Genomic DNA, 22,743 nt, shown 5'->3' with positions numbered 1-22,743 from the left:
ATGTTTGCGACACAAGACACCACCGGCGGCACCGCCCAAGCCGCCGACACCTTGACCCGCCACGACCAGCACGGCCGCTACCCCCAGGCCGAGACGGTGGACGATTTCCGGCACAACCTGGCCACCGTGCAGGCGCGCATGGCCGCTGCCTGCCGCCGCACGGGGCGCGACCCGGCCAGCGTGCGCCTGCTGCCCGTGAGCAAGACCAAGCCCGAGTCCAGCCTGCGCCTGGCCCACGCGGCGGGCTGCCGCATGCTGGGCGAGAACAAGGTGCAGGAAGCCTTCGGCAAGTGGGAGGCCATGCAGGACCTGGCCGACCTGCAGTGGTCCGTCATCGGCCACCTGCAGACCAACAAGGCCAGGCTGGTGGCACGCTTTGCCAGCGAGTTCCAGGCGCTGGACAACCTGCGCGTGGCCGAGGCGCTGGACCGCCGCCTGCAGGCCGAAGGCCGGGCGCTGGACGTGTTCGTGCAGGTCAACACCTCGGGCGAGGCCAGCAAGTACGGCCTGCCGCCCGACGAGGTTCAGGGATTTGTCCAGGCCCTGCCCGCCTTCAGTGCGCTGCGCGTGCGCGGCCTGATGACGCTGGCCCTGTTCTCCAGCGAGGCCGAGCGCGTGCGCCAGTGCTTCGTGCTGCTGCGCCGCCTACGCGACCAGCTGCGCCAGAGCGCGCCGGCGGGCTTCTCGCTGGACGAGCTGTCCATGGGCATGTCCGGCGACTTCGAGATCGCCATCGAGGAAGGCGCCACCGTGGTGCGCGTGGGCCAGGCCATCTTCGGCGCCCGCGCCCAGCCGGACAGCTTCTACTGGCCCGCAGGCGGCCCCGATCCTGCCGCCCTGGCACTGCCCTGAGCGCGCCCCCTCGCCACCCTTTTCGATTCAACCCTGACCTCGCTTGAGGACCTTGACATGCAAAAAGCCATGCAACCCCTTGATTCCCGCCTGATGAAGGCCTATGCCCGCCAGCCCGTGTCCTTCGTCCGTGGCCGTGGGGCCCGGCTGTGGGACGAGCACGGCACCGAATACCTGGACGCCATTGCCGGCGTGGCCGTGACCGCCCTGGGCCACGCCCATCCGGAGATCGCCGCCGTGATCGCCGAGCAGGCCGGCCTGCTGCTGCACACCTCCAACGTGTTCCGCATCGACTGGCAGGAACGCCTGGGCCAGCGCCTGTGCACCCTGGCCGGCATGGAGACGGCCTTTTTCTGCAACTCTGGCGCCGAGGCCAACGAGGCCGCGCTCAAGCTGGCGCGCCTGCACGGCCACCGCAGGCAGGTGGCGCGGCCGCAGATCCTGGTGATGGACAACGGCTTTCACGGCCGCACGCTGGCCACGCTGTCGGCCACGGGCAACCCGGCCAAGCAGCGCGGCTTCGAGCCGCTGATGCCGGGCTTCGTGCGCGTGCCCTATGACGACATCGCGGCCGTGCACCACGCCGCCGCACAGCATGGCGACATCGTGGCCGTGCTGATCGAGCCCGTGCAGGGCGAAGGCGGCATCCGCCTGGCAAGCCCCGACTACCTGCGCCAGCTGCGCAGCCTGTGCGACCGGCACGGCTGGCTGCTAATGCTGGACGAGATCCAGACCGGCCTGGGACGCACCGGCGCCTGGTTCGGCCACCAGCACGCGGGTATCACCCCCGATGTGATGACCCTGGCCAAGGCCCTGGGCAACGGCATTCCTATCGGCGCCTGCCTGGCGCGCGGGCCTGCGGCCGACCTGATCTCGCCCGGCCAGCATGGCTCCACCTTTGGCGGCAATCCGCTGGCCTGCCGCGTGGGCTGCACGGTGCTGGACATCATGGAGAGCGAGGACATCCCCGGCCGCGCCAGGCAACTGGGCCGGCGCCTGCTCAACGGCCTGCAGCAGGCGCTGCCAGGCCACCCCGACGTGCTGGCCGTGCGCGGCCAGGGCCTGATGGTGGGCATCGAGCTGAACCGCAACTGCCAGGACCTGGTGGGCCGCGCGCTGGCCCAGCAGCGCCTGCTGATCACGGTGACGCGCGAATCCACCATCCGCCTGCTGCCGCCGCTGATCTGCGACGAGCGCCAGATCGACGACATCGTCGCCCGCCTGGCCTGCCTGCTGGAGCCGGCCAGCGCCGCGCAGGCAGGCGCGCCCGCCGCAGGCCAGCTGGCAGCTGCATGACCATCGATTCCCCCAGCCCTTGCCCCAACACAGGAACCACTCACCCATGTACGACGCATCCCTGACACTGGCCGACTTCGACCTGCAGCTGGCCAAGGCCATCCAGAGCGAGAAACGCCGCCAGGAAGACCATGTGGAACTCATCGCCTCCGAAAACTACGCCAGCCCGCTGGTGATGGCGGTGCAGAACTCGGTCTTCACCAACAAGTACGCCGAGGGCTACCCCGGCAAGCGCTACTACAGCGGGTGCGAGAACGTGGACGTGGCCGAGCGCCTGGCCGTGGAACGCGCCATGGCGCTGTTCGACTGCGACTACGCCAACGTGCAGCCCCATGCCGGCGCCCAGGCCAATGCCGCCGTGTTCCTGGCGCTGGCCCAGCCCGGCGACACCGTCATGGGCATGAACCTGGCCCAGGGCGGCCACCTGACGCATGGCAACCCGTCCAACTTTTCGGGCCGCCACTACCGCATCGTCCCCTACGGCCTGGACCCCGCCACGGGCCTGATCGACTACGACGAGATGGAGCGCATCGCCCTGGAGCACCGGCCCCGCATGCTCATCGGCGGCTTCTCCGCCTACTCGCGCCACAAGGACTGGGCCCGCATGCGCGCGATTGCCGACAAGGTGGGCGCCGTGTTCTGGGTGGACATGGCCCATGTCGCAGGTCTGGTGGCCACGGGCGAATACCCCAGCCCCGTGCCCCACGCGCATGTGGTCACCAGCACCACGCACAAGACGCTGCGCGGCCCGCGCGGCGGCCTGATCCTGTCCAAGGGACAGGACGAAACCTTCAACCGCCGCCTGAGCTCGGCCGTGTTCCCCGGCGTGCAGGGCGGGCCGCTGATGCATGTGATCGCCGCCAAGGCCGTCGCCTTCAAGGAGGCGCTGCAGCCCGGCTTCAAGGCCTACCAGCGCCAGGTGCTGGCCAACGCCCGCGCCATGGCCGCCGTGATCCAGCAGCGCGGCTACCGCATCGTCTCGGGCGGCACGGACAACCACCTGATGCTGATCGACCTGTCCGACCGCAGCTACACCGGCAAGGATGCCGACGCCGCGCTCAGCGAGGCGCACATCACCACCAACAAGAACACCGTGCCCAACGACCCGCGCTCGCCCTTCGTGACCTCGGGCCTGCGCATAGGCACGCCCGCCGTCACCACGCGCGGCTTCGGCCAGGCGCAGTGCGAACAGCTGGCCGGCTGGCTGTGCGATGTGCTCGATGCGCTGGACGCGCAGGAAGGCGCCCGCTTTGCCAAGGTGGCGGCGCAGGTCAGGGAGCAGGTGACGGAGCTGTGCAGCCGTTATCCGGTGTACGGATAGCCCGCGCGCAGCCGTGGTGGATCAGGGGTTGGCGTTGAGGTTGGGGTTGGCGCAGGCGCCATCCATTCCCGCCATCTCCGCCAGCTTCTGCATGCGCGAGCGCTGGTCCAGGCAGGCCTGGTGCTGGGCTTCGGCCGCCTTTTGCTGCGCCAACTTCGCGGCCTTGGCGCGCTCGGCCTGCAGTTGGGCGATGCGCTCGCGGATCTGGGGCATGGCGGCCACGGCGGCCTTTTCGCCCTCAAGAATGGCGCTGGCGCGCTGGGTGAAGTCGGCCGGGCCGATGTCCAGCACCTTGGGGCGGATGGTGATGTCGGCGCGGGCCAGCTCGGCCTGGCCCAGCTTCTGGCCCATGATGGCAATGGACTGGCCCAGTGCGCCCAGCATGTTCTCGGGCGCCTTGCCACGGGCCTTGTTGGAGATGTCCACGGCGATCACCAGATCGGCGCCCAGCTGGCGCGCGGCGTCCACGGGCACGGGGCTGGTGATGCCGCCATCGACGAAGTGGAACTTGCCGATGGCCACAGGCTGGAACACACCCGGAATGCTGCTGGAGGCACGCACCGCCTGCCCCGTATTGCCGCGCGCGAACACGGTGCGCTCGCCGTCTTCCAGCCGCGTGGACACGGCCACGAAGGGCTTGGCCAGCTGCTCCAGCGGCTTGCGGCCCACCTGTTCGTTCACATAGTCTTCCAGCTTCTGGCCCACCAGCAGGCCGCCCGAGGACAGCTGCAGGTCGCGGATCTTGGTTTCATCCAGCGCCACGGCCTTTTCCTGCAGCTCGAAGGCGTTCATGCCGCTCGCATACAGCGCCCCCACCACGCTGCCCGCGCTGGTGCCGGACACCACCGCAGGCGCAAGGCCATTGGCTTCCAGCATCTTGATGACGCCGATATGGGCAAAGCCCTTCACGGCCCCGCCGCCCAGGGCCAGGCCGATCCTGATGGGCGCCACGGGTGTGCCCGGCGCGGTGGGCGTGGACTCGGGCGTGGCCGCCGAGGGGCTGGGCGGGTTGCTGCCGCAAGCGGCCAGCCCCGCCAGGCTCAGGTACACCAGTGGACGCAAAAGGGCTTTCAGGCGCATGCCAGGGATCCTGCTGTCGGATGACGAGATTCGGGGCGGGCAGTATAGCGGCAGGGGCCTGACCGCCGCAGGCCCTCAGACTCTGGGCTTCAGCAAGCCGCCCATGCCCTGCACAGCCTCCCGCAAAAACCCCCAGACCGCCTCGATGCGCTGAACCTGCCGGGCATCCGAGGGCATGCTCATCCAGAAGGTGCGGGTGAAGCAGGCCTCGGCGGGCAGCACGCGGCTGAGCACGGGGTCGCGGTCGGCAATGAAGGCGGGCAGCACGGCCAGGCCGGCGCCGGCGCGCACGGCCTCGTACTGGGCGGTGATGCTGGTGCTGCGAAAGGCAAAGCGCTCGGGCTGGAACAGGGTGGACAGCAGTTGCAGCTCGCGCGTGAACAGCAGGTCGTCCACGTAGTGGATGAAGCTGTGGTGGCGCAGGTCCTCGGTGCGCGCCACCAGCGGGCGGCGCGCAAGGTATTCGCGCTGGCCGTAGAGGAACAGCCGGTAGTCGGTGAGCTTGGTGACCACGGCCGAGCCGCGCGTGGGGCGCTCCAGCGAGATGACGATGTCGGCCTCGCGCCGCGACAGGTGCAGCAGGCGCGGCAGGGCCAGCAGGTCGATGCTCAGCAGCGGATGGCGCTGCGTCAGCGCGGCCAGCTGCGGGGCCAGCAGCTGGGTGCCGAAGCCTTCGGTGGCGCCCACGCGCACCAGGCCGGACGGGCCCTGGCTGGTGGATTCCGCCGCCAGCGGCATGCGCTCCAGCCCGGCGGCGGCGCGCTGCATGGCGTCTGCCACGCCCAGCAGCTGTCGGCCGGCCTCCGTGGGCCGCCATTGGCCCGCTTCGCGCTCGAAGAGCACGGCCCCCAGCTGTTTTTCCAGGGCCTGGATGCGGCGCGACACCGTGGTGTGCTCCACGCCCAGTTGCCGCGCGGCGGCGGCCATGCTGCCGCTGCGTGCCAGTTCGCCAAAGAATCTCAGATGGTCCCAGTCCATGGGTCGAGGCCGCCTCAGTCGGCTGCGGCGCGGCGCGCGGCCAGCGTGCTGGGCGCACGCGCCAGCTCGTCGTTTTGCCGCACCAGGACGGCCATCATGTCCATGAACAGGCCCCGCTGCTCCTGCGGCAGCGGCTCCAGCATGCGCTGCTGGGCCCGCAGCACCGAGGGCTCGGCAGCGGCCAGCAGCGCGGCGCCTTCTGCGGTGACCGACAGCAAGCGCACGCGCCGGTCGGCCGGGCTGGTGTTGCGCACCATGAGGCCGCGCGCCTCCAGCCGGTCGATGACGCTGCCGATGGTCGAGGTGTCGAAGCCGATCATCCGCGCCAGCGTGCGCTGGTCCACGCCGGGCTGGCGCAGCACGGCCGACAGCGCCGCGTACTGCACGGGGGTCACGCCGAATTCCTGGGTCTCCTCCATGAAGACGGCTACCGCGATCTGCTGCAGGCGGCGGATGTGATAGCCGGGGTAGTTTTCTAGTTCTGCGGGTTGGTAGTCCATGGCCATTGCGCTCTTTTCCGTGTCCCTGCGGGCAAGCGCAGATGTTCGCATGAACCGCCCCCTCCGTTGGCGTTGGCTGGCAGACAGGTGATTCACCCGGACACGCTGTCCGCCGTCGTTTTGCCTGCATCCAGGGAAACCCCAGGCTGGCCTGATGCAAATCAACACTACACTCATCGTCAGCATACTGTTTAATTACTCGCGACGCAGCTGACCCGCAGGCTGGCGACACGCACCACGAAGCACAGGACATCCATGAGCACCAGCATTTCTTCTCGGGCGCTGCCCGTTCTTGTGGCAGGCGGCGGCATTGGCGGCGTGGCGGCCGCGCTGGCCCTGGCGCGCCAGGGATTCGCCGTCAAGGTGCTGGAGCAGGCACCGCAGCTGGGCGAGATCGGCGCCGGCATACAGCTGGGGCCCAACGCATTCGCGGCCTTCGACGCGCTGGGCATTGGCGAGCTGGCCCGTGGCCGCGCGGTCTATACCGACGAGATGGTGATGCACGACGCGCTCGATGAAAGACTGGTCGGCCGCATTCCCACGGGCGAGGCGTTTCGCGCCCGCTTCGGCAACCCGTATGCGGTGATCCACCGCGCCGACATCCACACCTCGCTGCTTGAAGGCGCACGCGCCCACGGCCATATCGAGACGCTGACGGGCACCCGCATCGAAGCCGTTCAGCAGGAAGGCGACACGGTCACCGTGCGCGACCAGCACGGCCAGGTCCATGTGGGCCAGGCCCTGATCGGCGCCGATGGCGTGAAATCCGTGGTGCGCCAGCAGTATGTGGGCGATGCGGCGCGTGTCTCCGGCCACGTGGTGTACCGCGCCGTGGTGGAGAAGAACGACTTCCCCGAGGACCTGCGCTGGAATGCGGCCAGCATCTGGGTCGGCCCCAACTACCACCTGGTGCACTACCCGCTGCGCGGCGGCGAGCAGTACAACGTGGTCGTCACCTTCCACAGCCGCGAGCAGGAGGAATGGGGCGTGCGCGAAGGCAGCCGCCAAGAGGTGCAAAGCTACTACAGCGACTGCTGCCCGCGCGCCCGCCAGCTCATAGACCTGCCCAAAAGCTGGAAGCGCTGGGCCACGGCCGACCGCGAGCCCATTGGCCAGTGGAGCTTCGGCCGCGCCACGCTGCTGGGCGATGCGGCCCACCCTACCCTGCAGTACATCGCCCAGGGCGCCTGCATGGCGCTGGAAGACGCCGTGACGCTGGGCCAGGCGCTCAAGCGCTGCGGCAACGACTGGCCGCAGGCGCTGCGGCTGTACGAGCGCTCGCGCATTGCCCGCACGGCGCGCGTGGTGCTGTCCGCGCGCGAGATGGGCCGCATCTTCCACGCCAGCGGCGTGGAGCGCCTGGTGCGCAACGACCTCTGGAAGGGCCGCACGCCCCAGCGTTTCTACGACGCCATGGAATGGCTGTACGGCTGGAAGGCCGAAACCTGCCTCGCCGAAGACTGAACACAAGGAGACCGCCATGCAAGAACTTGGCCGCCTGGAAGACCTGCCCCAGGACTACCGCGACGAACTCACGCGCAACAACCTGGTGCCGCTATGGCCCAGCCTGCGCAACGTGATGCCGCCGCATACGCCGCGCCCGCGCACCCAGCCCATTGCCTGGCCCTACCAGGCCATCCGCCCGCTGTTGATGCAGGCCGGCGAGCTGACGCCCATCGAAAAAGCCGAGCGCCGCGTGCTGGTGCTGGCCAACCCCGGCCATGGGCTGGAGAAGATGCAGGCCAGCTCCTCCATTTACCTGGGCATGCAGCTGCTGCTGCCCGGCGAGTGGGCGCCCTCGCACCGCCACACGCCCAATGCCGTGCGCATGGTGGTGGAAGGCCAGGGCGCATGGAGCCTGGTCGACGGCGAGAAATGCCCCATGGAGCGCGGCGACCTGATCCTCACGCCCACGGGCCTGTGGCACGAGCATGGCCATGACGGCGACGAGCCCGTTGTCTGGCTCGATGTGCTGGATCTGCCCCTGGCCTACTACCTGGAAGTCACCTACCACGTGGACGGCCCGCGCCAGCCCGCCCTGCCCGGCCGTGGCGACCGGGCGTATGCGCGCGGCGGCCTGGCACCCACGCAGGTGTTCGCCCGCAGCGCCAAGGCCTACCCCATGCTGCGCTACCCATGGAAGGATGCGCGTGCCGCCCTGCTGGAGCTGGCCGCCGACCGGCCGGACCTGGACTGCGTGCAGCTGGCCTACACCAACCCCGAAACCGGGGCCGACTGCGAAAACATCCTGGGCTTTTACGCGCTGATGCTGCGACCGGGCCAGACGCTGCAGCTGCCCGCGCGCTCGCCGGCCTGCGTGTTCCATGTCATCGAGGGCGGCGCCAGCGTGGCCGCCGTGGACCGCCATTTCGACCTGGCCCCGGCCGACACCTGCTGCGTGCCCGGCTGGGCGCCCGCCACGCTGGCCAATGCCAGCGCCAGCGAGCCCGCCTTCCTCTTCCTGGCCGACGAGGCTCCTTTGCACCGAAAGCTGGGCCTCTACGAAGTCCGGCCTTGAATCCTCCGATGTCTCTTTACTCCCCCATCGCCAATACCATGACCGCCCCCCAATACCTCTGGACCCCGCCCCCGTCCAATCCCTGCCCGTGCGCGGCAGCACGCAGCGCCTGCCCGTGAACCGCCTGTTCTTCGTGGGCCGCAACTACCACGCCCATGCCGTCGAGATGGGCCGCCCGGTGGACAAGAGCGTGGAGCGCCCCTTCTACTTCACCAAGGCCCCCTCCACCCTGAGCGAATCGGGTGCCACCGTGGCCTACCCGCCCGAGACGAACAACTACCACTTCGAGATGGAACTGGTGGTGGCCATCGGCAAGGCGGGCTTTCGCATTGCGGCGGACCAGGCGCATGAACACATCTACGGCTACGCCTGCGGCCTGGACATGACGCGCCGCGACCTGCAGTTGGTGGCGCGCGACAAGGGACGGCCCTGGGACCTGGGCAAGGACGTGGAGCAGTCCTCGGTAGCCAGCGAGATCGTGCCCATGCCGGGCCAGGTGATCGAATCCGGCGCCATTGCACTGGCCGTCAATGGCGAGACAAAGCAGCAGTCCGACGTGGACAAGCTGATCTGGAACATCCGCGAAATCATTGCCGACCTCTCGCTGTTCTATCACCTGCAGCCCGGCGACCTCATCTACACGGGCACGCCCGAAGGCGTGGGCGCCGTGCTGCCGGGCGACCGCATCACCGGCCATGTGCAGGGCGTGGGCGAGATCGCGCTCACCGTGGGCCAGCCCGAATAAGACCGGGGAGACCACCACCATGAAGCTCTACAGCTTTTTCCGCAGCGGCACCTCGCACCGCCTGCGCATCGCGCTCCACCTCAAGGGCCTGCGCCCTGACTACTTTCCCGTGGACCTGCGCGTGGACGAGCAGGCCCAGGCGCCGTTCAAGCAGGTCAACCCGCAGGGCCTGGTGCCGGCACTGACGCTGGACGATGGCCGCACGCTGATCCAGTCGCCGGCCATCATCGAATGGCTGGAGGAGCGCCACCCCGAGCCGCCGCTGCTGCCCGCCGGCCCCGAGGACCGCGCCCAGGTGCGCGCGCTGGCCGCCATCGTGGGCTGCGACGTGCATCCCATCAACAACCGCCGCATCCTGCAGACCCTGCGTCGCCAGTTCGGTGCGGACGAGGCCGCCATCAACGCCTGGTGCGCCACCTGGATTGCCGACGGCTTCGACGCCATCGAGGCCCTGCTCGCGCAGGACACGCGGCGCGGCGACTTCTGCTTCGGCCACGCACCCACGCTGGCCGATGTCTACCTGGTGCCCCAGATCGAAAGCGCACGCCGCTTTGGCGTGGACCTGGACCGCTGGCCGCTGATCAGCGCTGTGGACAGGGCCTGCGCGGCCCTGCCCGCCTTTGCGCAGGCCGCGCCCCTGGCCCAGCCTGACGCCGGCTGAACCTCGCCTGAACCCCGCCGCGCCTTTGCCGGCAGCCCTACCCCGCCCCGAGTCCTCGCCAGAAGGACCGGGGCATTGCAAGCAGTGAAAAAGCAGATCCAACAGGAGACAGACTGTGAAAGCATCCCCATCCAGCCGCCTCGGCACCGCGCCCTCCCGCCGCAAGGCCCTTGCAGGCGCCGCCCTGCTGCTGGCCTCCATCGCCCCGCTGCATTGCGCCTGGGCACAGGCAGGCTCCAGCAGCGCCGCCAGCTTTCCCACGCGCCCCGTCACCGTGATCACGGCCTTTGCCGTGGGCAGCGGCCCTGACGCCGTGCTGCGCATCGTGGGCGAAAAACTGGCCGCGCGCTGGAAGCAGGGCGTGACCGTGGACAACCGCCCAGGCGGCGGCGGCTTTGTCGCCATCGAAGCCGCACGCCGCGCCAAGCCCGACGGCTACACCCTGCTGCAGCTCGACAGCGAACATGTCTCCGCCCTGCCCTACCTCTACAAGCAGCGCAACTTCCATCCGCTGCAGCACTTCGACCCGGTGGCGCCGCTGTTCCTCACGCCCTTCTTCGTGGCCGTGCCAACGAACTCGCCCTGGAAAAGCATGGGCGACCTGATCAAGGCGGCCAAGTCCGAGCCCGGCAAGGTCAGCTACGGCTCCTGGGGCGTGGGCAGCCCCGGCCACCTGGGCGGTGAATGGCTGGACTTCCTGACCGGCAGCAAGATGACCCATGTGCCCTACCGCGAGGTCAGCCAGCTCTACACCTCGGTGGCCAATGGCGATCCGGCCTGGAGCTTTGCCAGCCTCCCCTCCAGCCAGGGCATCTACAAATCCGGCAAGATCCGCTACCTGGCCGTGGCCGCGCCCCAGCGCATCGCCCAGATGCCCGACGTGCCCACCGTGGCCGAATCGGGCGGTCCCGCCGACCTGATCGTGAATTCCTTCGTCTCCCTGCTGGCGCCCAAGGGCGTGGACGCCGCCCTGCGCGACAGGATCCATGCCGACGTGGTCGCCGTGCTGCAGGACCCGCAGGTGCGCGAGAAGTTCGCCACCTTCGCCTTCCAGCCCATCACCTGGGAAGTGCCGGAAATGGAGAAATTCGCAAGGACCAAGGCGGACCAGTACAAGCTGCTGATCCAGAAGGCGAATATCAGCCTGGATTGAGCCCGCCGCCTGCCTCACCCCTGCGACTGCGGATTCGCAAACCCCGCCACCTGCTCGTAATGGCGGGCAATGGCACGCAGCTCGTCCTGGCTGATCAGCTCGTCGATATGGCCGAAGGGCTGGCCGCCGCTGAGCTCGTCGGCCTTCATGATGATGAAGTCGGGCGGCGTGGAGCGGTTGGTCAGCACCACCTGGCTGGTGGCGGGCAGGCGGCTGGCCTCATAGGCGGCCAGCAGCGCCAGCGGGTCGCCTTGCGGGTCGGCGGCCAGCAGGTCGGCCAGCACCCGCGCATCGCGCATGGCCTGGGCCGAGCCGTTGGAGCCGCGCGGATACATGGGGTGGGCGGCATCGCCCAGCAGGGTCACGCGGCCGAAGCTCCACTGGTCCACGGGGTCCTTGTCCACCATGGGGTACTCGAAGATGGTCTCGGCCGAGCGGATCAGGGCCGGCACATCCAGCCAGTCGAAGGTCCAGCCGCCAAAAATCTCCAGCACATCCTCCATGCGGCCTGCGCGATTCCAGTCATTCATGCGCATCTGCGGGTCGCGGATCTCGGCCACCCAGTTGATGCGCTGCATGCCCTGGCCGTCGACGTTGTCCTCGATGGGATAGATCACCATCTTGCCGGTATCGACCGAGCCGATACGCAGATAGCTCTTGCCCGTGAGGATGGGCTTGAAGCGCGAGACGCCGCGCCAGGTGTTGATGCCGCCGAAGGCCAGCTCCTCCTGCGGATAGAACTGGCGCCGCACGGCGGAGTTGACGCCATCGCAGGCCACGACGATGTCGGCCGTGGCGGACGGCGGCACATGGCCCTGGGCATCCGGCGCGAAATGCATGGTGGCGCCATGGGCCGACTGGTCCACGCGCACGCAGCGGTGGCCCGTGTGCACGGCACCCGGGCCCAGGCGCTGCACGGCGGCCTCGAAGAGAACGCGGTGCAGGCGGCCCCGGTGGATGCCCAGCTCCGGCAGCTCATAGCCGGCATGGCGGCCGCGCGGCTCGCGGTAGACGAACTGGCCGTAGCGGTTGAAGAACACGCTTTCCAGGTTCTCGATCGCCTGGGCCTCCAGCTGCGGCTGCAGGCCCAGGTCGCTGAGCTCGCGCATGGCATGCGGCAGCAGGGTAATGCCCGCGCCGATCTCGCGGACCTCGGGCACGGCCTCGAAGACTTCGCAGGCAATGCCTCTTTGATGCAGGGCCAATGCCAGGCACAGGCCTCCGATGCCGCCCCCCACGATCGCTACTTTCATCCGCTGACTCTCCATGCTTTCTCCAGGGGCGCCTTGGGCGCCCGTCCCGCCTACTCGGCGGTAATCCCCCGCGCCTTGACCAGATCGGCCCAGCGCCGGGCGTCCTTTTGCACCAGGGCCTTGAACTCGGCCGGCGTGCTGCCGGCCGGATCCATGCCCTGGGGCGCGAAGGCATGCCGGACTTCATCCGACGCCAAAATCGCGCGGATCTCGCGATTGAGGGCATCGACCTGGTCCGCCGGCATGCCGGCCGGCGCAAACACGCCGTACCACATATCCACGTTCACATCGCCCGCCTTGGCCTCCTTGAGCGTGGGCACATCGGGCAGCAGCGGGTGGCGCTGGTGGCTGCCAATGCCCAGCGCGCGCAGCTTGCCGGCCTTCACATGCGTCAAGGCCACATGAATGGGCAGGAACATGCATTCCACCTGGCCGCCCAGCAGGTCCGTCAGCGCCGGCCCTGTTCCGCGATAAGGGATGTGCGTGATCGACACCCCGGCCGTGCTCTTGAAAAGCTCCATCGCCATATGGTGCGGAGTGCCCACTCCCGGCGACGCGTAATTGATGCGGCCCGGCGAGGCCTTGGCGGCCTTCACCAGATCGGCCGCCGTCTGATAGGCCGAGGCCGTGGGCGTCACCAAAATCAACTGCCCCCAACTGGTCAGCGTCACGGGTTCGAGGTCTGTCAGCGGATTGAATGGCAATTTGGGATACAGCGATGCATTCATCACCAGGGTATTCACTGTCACCAAAAGCGTCTGGCCATTGGCGGGCGAGCGCACAACGGCCTCGGTGCCGATATTTCCAGAGGCGCCCGGCTTGTTCTCCACCACCACGGGCCGGCCCTGGCGCTTGGCCAGCAAAGGTCCGATGGTTCGCGCTATCGTGTCGATTCCTGTTCCGGGAGTGAAAGGCACAATCAATTTCAGAGGCACACTCTCGGTACTGGCGATGGCACCTGCTACGGGTAAACCCAATACTCCCAATCCGCTCGTCTTCAAAAATTGCCGTCTGCCAACAAAATTTCGCATGTAGACCTCTTTTGTAGTTAGCATGCAAACGCATGGTAATCATGCACCAAAATGGGCACAATTGGTGGAAATCGAATGAATACTGGACACTTCTGCAAGAATACTAGACGCATATGGACACGATGACGCCTGCACCACTGCCGCTATATCAGCGCCCTGGCTTTTTGCTGCGGCGCGCCCACCAGATTTCGGTCGGCATTTTTGAAGAGCAATGCCGCCCCCTGGGACTGACGCCGCCACAGTACGGCGCCCTGGTCCTGATCGACGCCTCCCCCGGCTCCGACCAAAGCTCCCTGGCCCGCGCCATGGGCTTTGACAAGGTGACCACGCTGCGCCTGGTGCGCGGGCTGGAAGAGCGCGAATACGTGCACCGCGCACTGAGCACGCGCGACCGCCGCCAGCACGAACTTACGCTGACCGACAAGGGCCGCGCCCTTCTGGCCGCCAGCGTGCCGCTGGTGGACCAGGCCTACCACCGCTTGGTGTCCCCGCTGGAAGACGGCGAGCTGCAGGAGCTGCTGCGCCTGCTGGCCAAGCTGGAGTCCGGCCTGGGCGCCAATGCCCGCGTGAAGCTGGAGCCGCTGCGCAAGCCCGGCGCCCGCGCCGTTCAGACCCCTGCTCATGTGGCTGCTCCTGCCGACGACGCCCGCCTGCCGGCCACCGGCACGGACTGAGCCGCTGACCGCCTGAACCAGCATGGCCTGCGCCTGCCGCAGGCCATGCTCTTTTTTGCGCCAGCCTGTGCAAAAACGCACATAAATACTGCACATATCTCCATTGCTTGCGAAAAACCGCACAGCTACCATGCGATGAACGCCCGGCGCACGCATGCCGGGCTGACACCACCGCAACAGGAGACAAGCCATGAATGCATCCACGTCCGCCAAGGTTTTGGCGCCCACGGTCAAGCTGCTGATCAACGGCAAGCTGGTCGAATCCCAAAGCACCCAATGGCGCGATGTGGTCAACCCGGCCACGCAGGAAGTGCTGGCCCGCGTGCCCTTTGCAACGCCCGACGAGGTCAACGCCGCCGTCGGCAACGCCAAGGAAGCCTTCAAGACCTGGCGCAAGACCCCCATTGGCCAGCGCGCCCGCATCTTCCTGAAGCTGCAGCAGCTGATCCGCGAGAACATGAAGGAGCTGGCCTCCCTGCTGACCGCAGAACAGGGCAAGACCCTGCCTGACGCGGAAGGCGACGTCTTCCGCGGCCTGGAAGTGGTGGAGCATGCGGCCAACATCGGCTCGCTGCAGCTGGGCGAGCTGGCCAACAACGTGGCCAACGGCGTGGACACCTATTCCGTGCTGCAGCCGCTGGGCGTGTGCGCGGGCATCACCCCCTTCAACTTCCCGGCCATGATTCCGCTGTGGATGTTCCCCATGGCCATTGCCACGGGCAACACCTTCGTGCTCAAGCCCTCCGAGCAGGACCCCATGGTCACCATGCGCCTGTGCGAACTGGCGCTGGAAGCCGGCATTCCGCCCGGCGTGCTGAACGTGGTGCACGGCGGCGAGGACGTGGTCAACGCCATCTGCGACCATCCCGACATCAAGGCCATCAGCTTCGTGGGCTCCACCAAGGTCGGCACCCATGTCTACAACCGTGCCAGCCTGGCCGGCAAGCGCGTGCAATGCATGATGGGCGCCAAGAACCACGCCATCGTCATGCCCGACGCCAACAAGGAGCAAACGCTCAACGCCCTGCTGGGCGCAGCTTTCGGTGCGGCAGGCCAGCGCTGCATGGCGCTGTCGGTGGCCGTGCTGGTGGGCGATGCACAGAAGTGGATTCCCGAGCTGGTGGAAAAATCCAAGACCCTCAAGGTCAGCGGCGGCACCGAGCCCGGCACCGACGTGGGCCCGCTGGTGTCCTGCGCGGCGCTGTCGCGTGTGGAAAGCCTGATCGAACGCGGCCTGGCCGACGGCGCCAAGCTGGAACTGGACGGCCGCAAGCCCCAGGTGGCCGGCTACGACAAGGGCAACTTCGTCGGCCCCACCGTGTTCAGCGGCGTCAAGCCCGGCATGAGCGTGTATGACCAGGAAATCTTCGGCCCCGTGCTGTGCCTGGCGGCTGCCGACAGCCTGGACGAGGCCATCGAGTTCATCAACGCCAACCCCAACGGCAACGGCACGGCCATCTTCACGCAGTCGGGCGCTGCGGCGCGCAAGTTCCAGGAAGACATCGACGTGGGCCAGGTCGGCATCAACGTGCCGATTCCCGTGCCGGTTCCCCTGTTCTCCTTCACGGGCAGCCGCGCCTCCAAGCTGGGCGACCTGGGGCCCTACGGCAAGCAGGTCGTGCTGTTCTATACGCAGACCAAGACCGTCACGGCGCGCTGGTTCGACGACAGCACCACCAGCCAGGGCGTGAACACCACCATCAGCCTGCGCTGATGCACGGGTGGGCGGGCCTGGATTGATCCGGGGCAGGCCCCGGCTCTGGGATGATGGCGGCATGCGTTTTCCAATGACCGCCTCCCTCTCCCGGAGCCTGGGTGCCGCCTTGCTGACCGCCCTGGCCGCCCTGCCCCTGACCCTACACGCGCAGGCCGGTGCAGCCTGCGACCCGGCCTCCACCGCCGCCGCCAGCCGCAATGCCTGCGCGGTCCAGGCCTTCCAGGAGGCCGACACCGCGCTCAACATCCGCTACCTGGACGTCATGCAGCAACTGCCCCAGGGCAAGCGCACGGGCCTGCGCCACGACCAGAACGGCTGGATCAAGGGCCGCACGGCGCGCTGCAAGGCCGCCACGCGCGACAGCGAAACCCAGCCTGAAGGCCCGCGCCTGTACCACGACTGCCTCACGGCCGCGACACAGGAGCGCATGCAGGCGCTGGAGCGCTGGCTGCAGCACTGACCGCCGCACGCACCCACAGCCACCGAAAGCCCCCAGAACAACAAGGGCCCCAGAGCCCAACGCAGGAGACAAGCCAGCCATGGACTTCGAACTCAACGACGACCAGCGCGCCTTTGCCGAATCGGCCCGCGCCTTTGCCCAGGCCGAACTCGCGCCCCATGCCGCGCACTGGGACCGTGAATCCATCTTCCCGCGCGAGGCCATCGCCAAGGCGGGCGAACTGGGCTTTTGCGGCCTGTACGCGCCCGAGAACGCCGGCGGCCTGCAGCTGCCGCGCCTGGATGCCACCATGGTCTTCGAGGAACTGGCCGCCGTCGATCCCTCCACCACCGCCTTCATCACCATCCACAACATGGCCACCTGGATGCTGGGCACCTGGGCCACCGACGCCGTGCGCGCCGAATGGGGCGAGGCCCTGACCAGCGGGCGCAAGCTGGCCAGCTACTGCCTGACCGAGCCCGGCGCGGGCTCGGACGCCGGCTCGCTCAAGACCCGGGCCGAACTGGCGGGGCATGAATACATCATCAACGGCGCCAAAGCCTTCATCAGCGGCGCGGGCAGCACCGACATGCTGGTGCTGATGGCCAGAACGGGCGACGCCGGCTCTGGCGCCAGCGGCATCTCCGCCTTTGCCGTGCCCGCCGACCTGCCCGGCATCAGCTACGGCAAGAAGGAAGAGAAGATGGGCTGGAACAGCCAGCCCACGCGCGTCATCAGCTTCGACAACGTGCGCATTCCTGCGCACAACCTGCTGGGCCGCGAGGGCGAAGGCTTCAAGATCGCCATGAAGGGCCTGGACGGCGGGCGCATCAACATCGCCACCTGCTCCGTGGGCGCCGCCCAGGGCGCGCTCACCCAGGCCCAGCAGTACATGCACGAGCGCAAGCAGTTCGGCAAGCCCATTGCCAGCTTCCAGGCCCTGCAGTTCAAGCTGGCAGACATGGCCACCGAACTCGTGGCTGCGCGCCAGATGGTGCGCCTGGCCGCCTCCAAGCTCGATGCCGGTGCGCGCGACGCCTCCACCTACTGCGCCATGGCAAAGCGCTTTGCCACCGACGCCGGCTTCATGGTCTGCAACGAAGCCCTGCAGCTGCACGGCGGCTACGGCTACATCCGCGAATACCCGTTGGAGCGCCTCATGCGCGATGCCCGCGTGCACCAGATCCTCGAAGGCACGAACGAAATCATGCGCGTCATCATCGCGCGGCGCATGCTGGAAGGCGATGCGCCCGACATGATCCGCTGATCCATCCACATCCAGCCCACGCCATGCCCGCCCGCCCGCTCTCCGACACCACGCTGCACCTCATAGACGCCGTGCGCGAAGCCCTGGCCGGCTGCGACGACGTGCAGGAAAAGCGCATGTTCGGCTGCCATGTCTTCATGGTCAACGGCAAGCTGTGCCTGGGCGTGGAAGACGACGAACTGCTGGTGCGGCTGCCGCCCTCGCAGCACGCCGCCGTGGCCGAGACGCCGGGCCTGCGCCCGCTCTCGTCCAAGGGCCAGATGGACGGCTACTTCTTCATCGGCCCCGCCGCCTACGCCACGCGCCAGCAGTGGCAGCACTGGATTGCCCAGGCCCTGGCCTTCAACCCCCACGCCAAGGCCACGCCCCCGAAAAAGCGCAAGGCCCAGGCCAGCGAACCCGCGCCCGCCGACGCAAAGACACCGCCAGCGCCGCCCGCCCCGGCCGGGCGCCGCACACGCAAGCACCCCATCTTCGGCGACGAATAAGCCGCCTTTGCAGGAGAGCCCCATGCCCATCCGCATCGTCCAGCTAGGCAGCCCCCGCCACGCCGATGAAGGCCTGCGCATAGGCACCGTGCGCCGCCCGCCGCGCGGTCTGCCCAAGGCCGAATTCGCCAGCCGCGACTACTACGACGTCTGGTACCCCGAACTCTCGCCCCAGCCCGACACCATGCACACCGCGCTCGAATCGCACCGCCTGCAGGACCACGGCCAGCAGGCCGAGGCAGACAAGCTCTGGCAGCAATTCGTGCGCAAGTTCCGCAAGGAAATGGCCGAGCCCGCCGCCAGCCGCACCCTGGACCTGCTGGCCGCCCTCTCGCAGCACAGCGCCTTCGCCATCGGCTGCTACTGCGAGCAAGAGGCGCGCTGCCATCGCGGCATCCTGCGCTCCCTGCTCAAGGAACGTGGCGCCGACATTGCCAATGGCGACACGAACACTGGCGACACCAACGTCACCAGCGACACCGGCCACTGAGACACACCACAAGCTTCACAACACAGGAGACAAGCACATGCAGATCGCATTCATCGGACTCGGCAACATGGGCGGCCCCATGGCCATCAACCTGCACAAGGCCGGCCACACGGTCAAGGCCTTCGACCTCTCCAAAGACGCCTGCGCCAAGGTCGCTGCAGAGGGCGTGACCATTGCCGCCAGCGCCGAGGACGCCGTGCAGGGCGCCGAAGCCGTGGTCTCCATGCTGCCAGCCAGCCAGCACGTGGAAGGCCTCTTCCTCGGCCGTGACGGCGCGGCCGGCCTGCTGCAGCGCATTGCCAAGGGCGCGCTCATCATCGACAGCTCCACCATAGCCGCCGCCACCAGCCAGAAAGTCGCCAAGGCCGCCCAGGCCGCAGGCGTTGCCTTCATCGACGCACCCGTCTCCGGCGGCACGGGCGGTGCCATTGCAGGCACCCTCACCTTCATGGTCGGCGGCAGCGACGCCGACCTGGAGCGCGCCCGCCCCCTGCTCGAAAAAATGGGCGCCAACATCTTCCACGCCGGCGCCGTGGGCGCGGGCCAGACCGCCAAGATCTGCAACAACATGCTGCTGGGCATCCTCATGATCGGCACCAGCGAAGCCATCGCCCTGGGCGTGGCCAACGGCCTGGACCCCAAGGTCCTCAGCGAAATCATGCGCCGCAGCTCGGGCGGCAACTGGGCCCTGGAAAAATACAACCCCTTCCCCGGCGTCCACGAAAACGCCCCCGCCTCCAAGAACTACGCAGGCGGCTTCGGCACCGACCTCATGCTCAAGGACCTGGGCCTGGCCCAGGAAAACGCCATGGCCGTCAAGGCCTCCACGCCCCTGGGCGGCATGGCCCGCGCCATGTACGCCATGCACTCCATCGCCGGCAACGGCGCCCTGGACTTCTCCAGCGTCATCCGCTCCCTGCAAAAGAACGGCTGACCGCCAGGCACCCGAACCCGCTCCCAATCCCGTATGCCCGCGCCTGCGTCGGGCCGCCTGCGGGGTTGCAGTCCTGCCGAAGGACAGGACTGCCTCGTCATCTGACTCGCCGTGATGTTTGAGTGAAGCGCGCAGCGCGCAACGAGTTTCACGGCGAACCCCGCAGGCGGCCCGACGCAGGTTGCCCCGCAGCGCAGCGAAGGGGTCGCGGGCATTCGGGCGCGTTTCTTTGCCTACTTTCTTGCCGCGCGGCAAGAAAGTCGGTCGGCCGCCGGGCCGAAACCCGGCCTCGAAAAACAACCACCCGGCAGGGTCAAAAACAAGAAACCCCGACCGGGGTTTTCTCTCTTCAGACCCATGGCAGCCCTACGTAAGCTGCCACCGCCACCATCAGCCATTCCACAGAACACCCGCCAGCAACCATGACCACTACACCCCCACCTTCGCCCCCATGCCCACAGCAGAAGGCTACTTCGGCCCCTACGGCGGCCAGTTGGTCCCACCCCACCTCAAGCAGGCCATGGACGACATCAACACCGCCTACGCCGAAATCACCAAACGCCAAGACTTCCAGCAGGAACTGGCCCAACTCTTCGCCGACTACGTGGGCCGCCCCAGCCCCATCTTCCACGCGCGGCGCCTGTCGGAGCAGCTCGGCGGCGCACAGATCCACCTCAAGCGCGAAGACCTCAACCACACCGGCGCCCACAAGATCAACCACTGCCTGGGCGAGGCCCTGCTGGCCAAGTTCATGGGCAAGAAAAAGGTCATCGCAGAAACCGGCGCCGGCCAGCACGGCGTGGCCCTGGCCACGGCCTGCGCGCTGGTGGGCATTCCCTGCGAGATCCACATGGGCCAGGTGGACATCGAGAAGGAGCACCCCAACGTCACCAAGATGCGCATCCTGGGCTGCAAGCTCGTGCCCGTCACGCGCGGCGCGGCCACCCTCAAGGAGGCCGTGGACAGCGCCTTCGAGGAATACCTCACCAACCCCACGGACTACATCTACGCCATCGGCTCCGTGGTCGGCCCCCACCCGTTCCCGATGATGGTGCGCGACTTCCAGAGCATCATCGGCCGCGAGGCGCGCGAGCAATTCCAGGCCAGGCACGGCAAGCTGCCCGACCACGTGGCCGCCTGCGTGGGCGGCGGCTCCAACGCCATGGGCATCTTCACGGCCTTCCTGGGCGATGCCTCGGTCAAGCTCGTCGGCGTGGAGCCCTCGGGCGAAGGCACGGACAAGCCCGGCCGCCACGCAGCCACCCTCAGCATGGGCAAGCCCGGGGAAATCCACGGCATGAAGTGCTACGTGCTGGAAAACGCAGATGGCACGCCGGCTGCCGTGCACAGCATTGCCTCGGGCCTGGACTATCCGGGCGTGGGCCCGCAGCACAGCTACCTCAAGGACCTGGGCCGCGTGCAGTACGAATCCGTCACCGACAAGGAATGCCTGGACGCCTTCATGCAGCTGTCGCGCGTGGAAGGCATCATCCCCGCGCTGGAAAGCGCCCACGCCGTGGCCTGGGCCATGCGCGTGGCGCCCGGCCTGCCCAAGGACCAGCACATCCTCATCAACCTCTCGGGCCGGGGCGACAAGGACGCCGACTACGTGGCCAAGGTATTGGGTCTCTGACCCAAAGCCTGCGCTGGATCAAACAGCAGCACACCGGAGAGGGCAAAGGGCGCCCTCTCCGACAACCGCTCTCCGGGGCGGTGGAGACAATGGCCCCGACCGTTGTCTTGTCCAACCCCATTCCCGGAAGGAGCCACACCCATGAAGCCTGCCCCGTTCGCACGCACCGCCGCCCTCTCCATCGCCCTGGCCCTGACCTGCGCCACTGCCGCCCTGCCCGCCGCAGCCAAGTCGGTGGCCGAATGGCAGACCATCACCAGCCAGGCCAAGATCCCGCTGGAGCAGGCCATCACCCGCGCCACCCAGGCCGTGCCCGGCAAGGCCATCGAAGCCCAGCTGGACGACGGTGACGGCATGGGCCCGCGCTACGAAATCGAAGTCATCACCTCGGCCGGCGACAGCGTGGAAGTCTGGGTCAACGCCATCACCGGCCAGGCCGCCCAGCACAAGAACGACGGAGCCGCCAAGCGCAAGGACCGCCAGCGCCTGGAAAAGGCCAAGTCCACCATAGAGCAAGCCATACAGGCCGCCACCCGCCACACCCCCGGCACGCCCGTCAGCGCGGAACTGGACTCCCACTGGGGCCAGACCAGTTACCAGGTCGAAGTGCTGCAGGCCAACGGCACGCTCATGGAAGTCAAGATCGACGCCGTGGGCGGCGAAGTCATCCGGGCCAAGAAGGACTGACCCACGGCCCCCACCCAGCAGCGCGCTTCAGCATGAGGCGCGCTTTTTTTCGCCCATTTTTCGCCTATTTTTTGCCTCGTTCCCGCCGTGTCCGCAGGCCATTCGCGCCTGCCGCACTCTTCAGGCCAACGCTACCGACACCCCCTCATCCGCAAACCGCTTCGCGACCCTGAGCAGATAGCTCACGGCATAAAGAATGGGGTCGTCGGCCTCATCGCCATTGAGATGCTCCACCACCTCAATGGCATAGCCCAGGTTCACCGCCGTGTCGTGCAGCAGGCCCACCAGTTCCTTGTCCTGCGGCTCCAGCGACTGCGCCTGATCGGCCTTCACGTAGTAGATGCGCAGCAGGTCGCGGCACACGCAATTGATGGCCGTGACCTTGTGGCGAGCGTGCAGGTCCAGCACATCCAGCGCAGCGCCCATGTGCAGGACGGCGTCTATGGCGAGGTCTTCGAGTTTGGGTGGGGGTGTGGTGGGTAAGGCTTGCTGGTCCATCGGCACTCCTATTGGGAATTGCGCAGCGCCCAAGATCACTGGGCAGAGGCGACGCCCAACCCCTCTAGGCGTCATCATTGCTTTACAAAACTCCAACTATAGGTGGAAGACCATTCGCACGCAAACCCGGAAGCTTTGCTCACTTTAGTGAGCAGCCATGACAGAACTTGATAAAGCCTTTGGAAGCTTGTTGCGTGAACTACGCAACGAGCGCGCACTGTCCCAGGAAGCCCTTGCCGCGGAGGCCGGACTGGCGCGCAACTACATCAGCCAACTGGAGCTTGGTAGCAAATGTCCGAGCCTTCGGTCTGTTTTCAAGCTGTGCAAGGTGTTGGGGGTTGCGCCGGGGGATGTGGTGGGCGAGGTGGATAGGCGAGTAGAAAGGTGTGGAAGTCGTACTTAGTGCAGGCTTGCTGCCGGCCAGAAGCAGTCCTCAGACGCGTTACCACAGGCAACTGCTTCGGGGACAGAGCAGTCTTCCTTTTTCGGCAAGTCAATGAACGCTGCCATTTTTATCGGCAATTAGAC

23 protein-coding genes and 1 pseudogene are annotated in these 22,743 nt (G+C 67.6%); 18 read left to right on the top strand and 6 right to left on the bottom strand.

The annotated features are described in order from the left end of the window. The 3 genes from CLV01_RS17595 to glyA are packed head-to-tail and all read left to right on the top strand — an operon-like array spanning position 1 to position 3,469. On the top strand, positions 1–852 hold the full coding sequence (locus CLV01_RS17595; RefSeq protein ID WP_099733657.1) for a YggS family pyridoxal phosphate-dependent enzyme: 852 nt from the start codon (positions 1–3) through the stop codon (positions 850–852). Between the two features lie 57 nt (positions 853–909). Beyond that, on the top strand, positions 910–2,148 hold the full coding sequence (locus CLV01_RS17590) for an aspartate aminotransferase family protein (protein WP_099733658.1): 1,239 nt from the start codon (positions 910–912) through the stop codon (positions 2,146–2,148). 46 nt (positions 2,149–2,194) lie between these two features. Beyond that, positions 2,195–3,469 (top strand): serine hydroxymethyltransferase, encoded by a 1,275-nt coding sequence (gene glyA, locus CLV01_RS17585; protein WP_099733659.1) that lies wholly within the window; start codon positions 2,195–2,197, stop codon positions 3,467–3,469. 21 nt (positions 3,470–3,490) lie between these two features. On the opposite strand, the gene CLV01_RS17580 is transcribed toward glyA, so the two are convergent. From CLV01_RS17580 to CLV01_RS17570, 3 genes are all read right to left on the bottom strand, one after another. After that, positions 3,491–4,549, bottom strand: coding sequence for a patatin-like phospholipase family protein (locus CLV01_RS17580; protein WP_043821927.1), 1,059 nt, complete (start codon positions 4,547–4,549; stop codon positions 3,491–3,493). A gap of 75 nt (positions 4,550–4,624) precedes the next feature. Beyond that, positions 4,625–5,527: a LysR family transcriptional regulator gene (locus tag CLV01_RS17575; protein WP_099733660.1), complete on the bottom strand. Its 903-nt coding sequence runs from the start codon at positions 5,525–5,527 to the stop codon at positions 4,625–4,627. Between the two features lie 14 nt (positions 5,528–5,541). Continuing rightward, positions 5,542–6,078, bottom strand: a complete 537-nt coding sequence (locus CLV01_RS17570) for a MarR family winged helix-turn-helix transcriptional regulator (RefSeq protein ID WP_013802477.1) — start codon at positions 6,076–6,078, stop codon at positions 5,542–5,544. A gap of 204 nt (positions 6,079–6,282) precedes the next feature. Here CLV01_RS17570 and CLV01_RS17565 point away from each other — a divergent pair, with 204 nt between their 5' ends. The 5 genes and pseudogenes from CLV01_RS17565 to CLV01_RS17545 all read left to right on the top strand — a co-directional run bounded on the left by CLV01_RS17565 (position 6,283) and on the right by CLV01_RS17545 (position 11,104). Further along, positions 6,283–7,491 carry a 3-hydroxybenzoate 6-monooxygenase gene (locus CLV01_RS17565; RefSeq protein WP_099733661.1) on the top strand — a complete coding sequence of 403 codons (1,209 nt, stop codon included), beginning with the start codon at positions 6,283–6,285 and terminating at the stop codon, positions 7,489–7,491. Between the two features lie 16 nt (positions 7,492–7,507). Next, positions 7,508–8,545 (top strand): cupin domain-containing protein, encoded by a 1,038-nt coding sequence (locus CLV01_RS17560; protein WP_012205530.1) that lies wholly within the window; start codon positions 7,508–7,510, stop codon positions 8,543–8,545. Positions 8,546–8,583: 38 nt separating this feature from the next. Further along, a pseudogene (locus CLV01_RS17555) lies at positions 8,584–9,290 on the top strand (fumarylacetoacetate hydrolase family protein). A 19-nt stretch (positions 9,291–9,309) separates the two neighbouring features. Then, positions 9,310–9,951, top strand: coding sequence for a maleylacetoacetate isomerase (gene maiA, locus CLV01_RS17550; protein WP_099733663.1), 642 nt, complete (start codon positions 9,310–9,312; stop codon positions 9,949–9,951). 115 nt (positions 9,952–10,066) lie between these two features. Next, positions 10,067–11,104, top strand: coding sequence for a Bug family tripartite tricarboxylate transporter substrate binding protein (locus CLV01_RS17545; protein ID WP_099733664.1), 1,038 nt, complete (start codon positions 10,067–10,069; stop codon positions 11,102–11,104). A 14-nt stretch (positions 11,105–11,118) separates the two neighbouring features. Here the strand turns inward: CLV01_RS17545 and CLV01_RS17540 are convergent, their stop codons facing one another. Next, positions 11,119–12,357, bottom strand: coding sequence for a flavin-dependent oxidoreductase (locus tag CLV01_RS17540; RefSeq protein WP_099733665.1), 1,239 nt, complete (start codon positions 12,355–12,357; stop codon positions 11,119–11,121). 50 nt (positions 12,358–12,407) lie between these two features. Further along, entirely contained in the window at positions 12,408–13,388 is a 981-nt protein-coding gene (locus CLV01_RS17535; RefSeq protein ID WP_099733666.1) for a tripartite tricarboxylate transporter substrate binding protein, read from the bottom strand. 122 nt (positions 13,389–13,510) lie between these two features. Here CLV01_RS17535 and CLV01_RS17530 point away from each other — a divergent pair, with 122 nt between their 5' ends. The 9 genes from CLV01_RS17530 (at position 13,511) to CLV01_RS17490 (ending at position 21,717) form a co-directional block, all read left to right on the top strand. Beyond that, entirely contained in the window at positions 13,511–14,062 is a 552-nt protein-coding gene (locus tag CLV01_RS17530; RefSeq protein WP_257221361.1) for a MarR family winged helix-turn-helix transcriptional regulator, read from the top strand. A 190-nt stretch (positions 14,063–14,252) separates the two neighbouring features. Further along, positions 14,253–15,776 carry a CoA-acylating methylmalonate-semialdehyde dehydrogenase gene (locus CLV01_RS17525; RefSeq protein ID WP_099733668.1) on the top strand — a complete coding sequence of 508 codons (1,524 nt, stop codon included), beginning with the start codon at positions 14,253–14,255 and terminating at the stop codon, positions 15,774–15,776. A gap of 61 nt (positions 15,777–15,837) precedes the next feature. Then, positions 15,838–16,239: a lysozyme inhibitor LprI family protein gene (locus tag CLV01_RS17520; RefSeq protein WP_099733669.1), complete on the top strand. Its 402-nt coding sequence runs from the start codon at positions 15,838–15,840 to the stop codon at positions 16,237–16,239. 79 nt (positions 16,240–16,318) lie between these two features. Next, positions 16,319–17,485, top strand: coding sequence for an acyl-CoA dehydrogenase family protein (locus CLV01_RS17515; protein ID WP_065345865.1), 1,167 nt, complete (start codon positions 16,319–16,321; stop codon positions 17,483–17,485). A gap of 23 nt (positions 17,486–17,508) precedes the next feature. After that, positions 17,509–17,973 (top strand): TfoX/Sxy family protein, encoded by a 465-nt coding sequence (locus tag CLV01_RS17510; protein ID WP_034393410.1) that lies wholly within the window; start codon positions 17,509–17,511, stop codon positions 17,971–17,973. A 22-nt stretch (positions 17,974–17,995) separates the two neighbouring features. Continuing rightward, positions 17,996–18,463 carry a DUF488 domain-containing protein gene (locus CLV01_RS17505; protein WP_099733670.1) on the top strand — a complete coding sequence of 156 codons (468 nt, stop codon included), beginning with the start codon at positions 17,996–17,998 and terminating at the stop codon, positions 18,461–18,463. A 37-nt stretch (positions 18,464–18,500) separates the two neighbouring features. Continuing rightward, positions 18,501–19,397: a 3-hydroxyisobutyrate dehydrogenase gene (mmsB, locus tag CLV01_RS17500; RefSeq protein WP_099733671.1), complete on the top strand. Its 897-nt coding sequence runs from the start codon at positions 18,501–18,503 to the stop codon at positions 19,395–19,397. Positions 19,398–19,848: 451 nt separating this feature from the next. Beyond that, the gene (trpB, locus tag CLV01_RS17495) at positions 19,849–21,030 is read left to right on the top strand and encodes a tryptophan synthase subunit beta (protein WP_099735312.1); all 1,182 of its coding nucleotides are present in this window, start codon (positions 19,849–19,851) and stop codon (positions 21,028–21,030) included. A 141-nt stretch (positions 21,031–21,171) separates the two neighbouring features. Next, positions 21,172–21,717 carry a PepSY domain-containing protein gene (locus CLV01_RS17490; RefSeq protein ID WP_099733672.1) on the top strand — a complete coding sequence of 182 codons (546 nt, stop codon included), beginning with the start codon at positions 21,172–21,174 and terminating at the stop codon, positions 21,715–21,717. 120 nt (positions 21,718–21,837) lie between these two features. Here CLV01_RS17490 and CLV01_RS17485 read toward each other — a convergent pair whose 3' ends face one another. Beyond that, positions 21,838–22,143 (bottom strand): hypothetical protein, encoded by a 306-nt coding sequence (locus CLV01_RS17485; RefSeq protein WP_306563461.1) that lies wholly within the window; start codon positions 22,141–22,143, stop codon positions 21,838–21,840. Positions 22,144–22,372: 229 nt separating this feature from the next. Here CLV01_RS17485 and CLV01_RS17480 point away from each other — a divergent pair, with 229 nt between their 5' ends. Continuing rightward, the gene (locus CLV01_RS17480; protein ID WP_099733674.1) at positions 22,373–22,618 is read left to right on the top strand and encodes a helix-turn-helix domain-containing protein; all 246 of its coding nucleotides are present in this window, start codon (positions 22,373–22,375) and stop codon (positions 22,616–22,618) included. The last annotated feature ends 125 nt before the right edge of the window (positions 22,619–22,743 follow it).

The organism is Delftia sp. 60, from assembly GCF_002754395.1.
In the GTDB taxonomy this organism is placed as follows: domain Bacteria; phylum Pseudomonadota; class Gammaproteobacteria; order Burkholderiales; family Burkholderiaceae_C; genus Comamonas; species Comamonas acidovorans.
The sequence above is the reverse complement of the archived record's forward strand: the minus strand, read 5'-3'. Positions and strand labels throughout refer to the sequence as shown.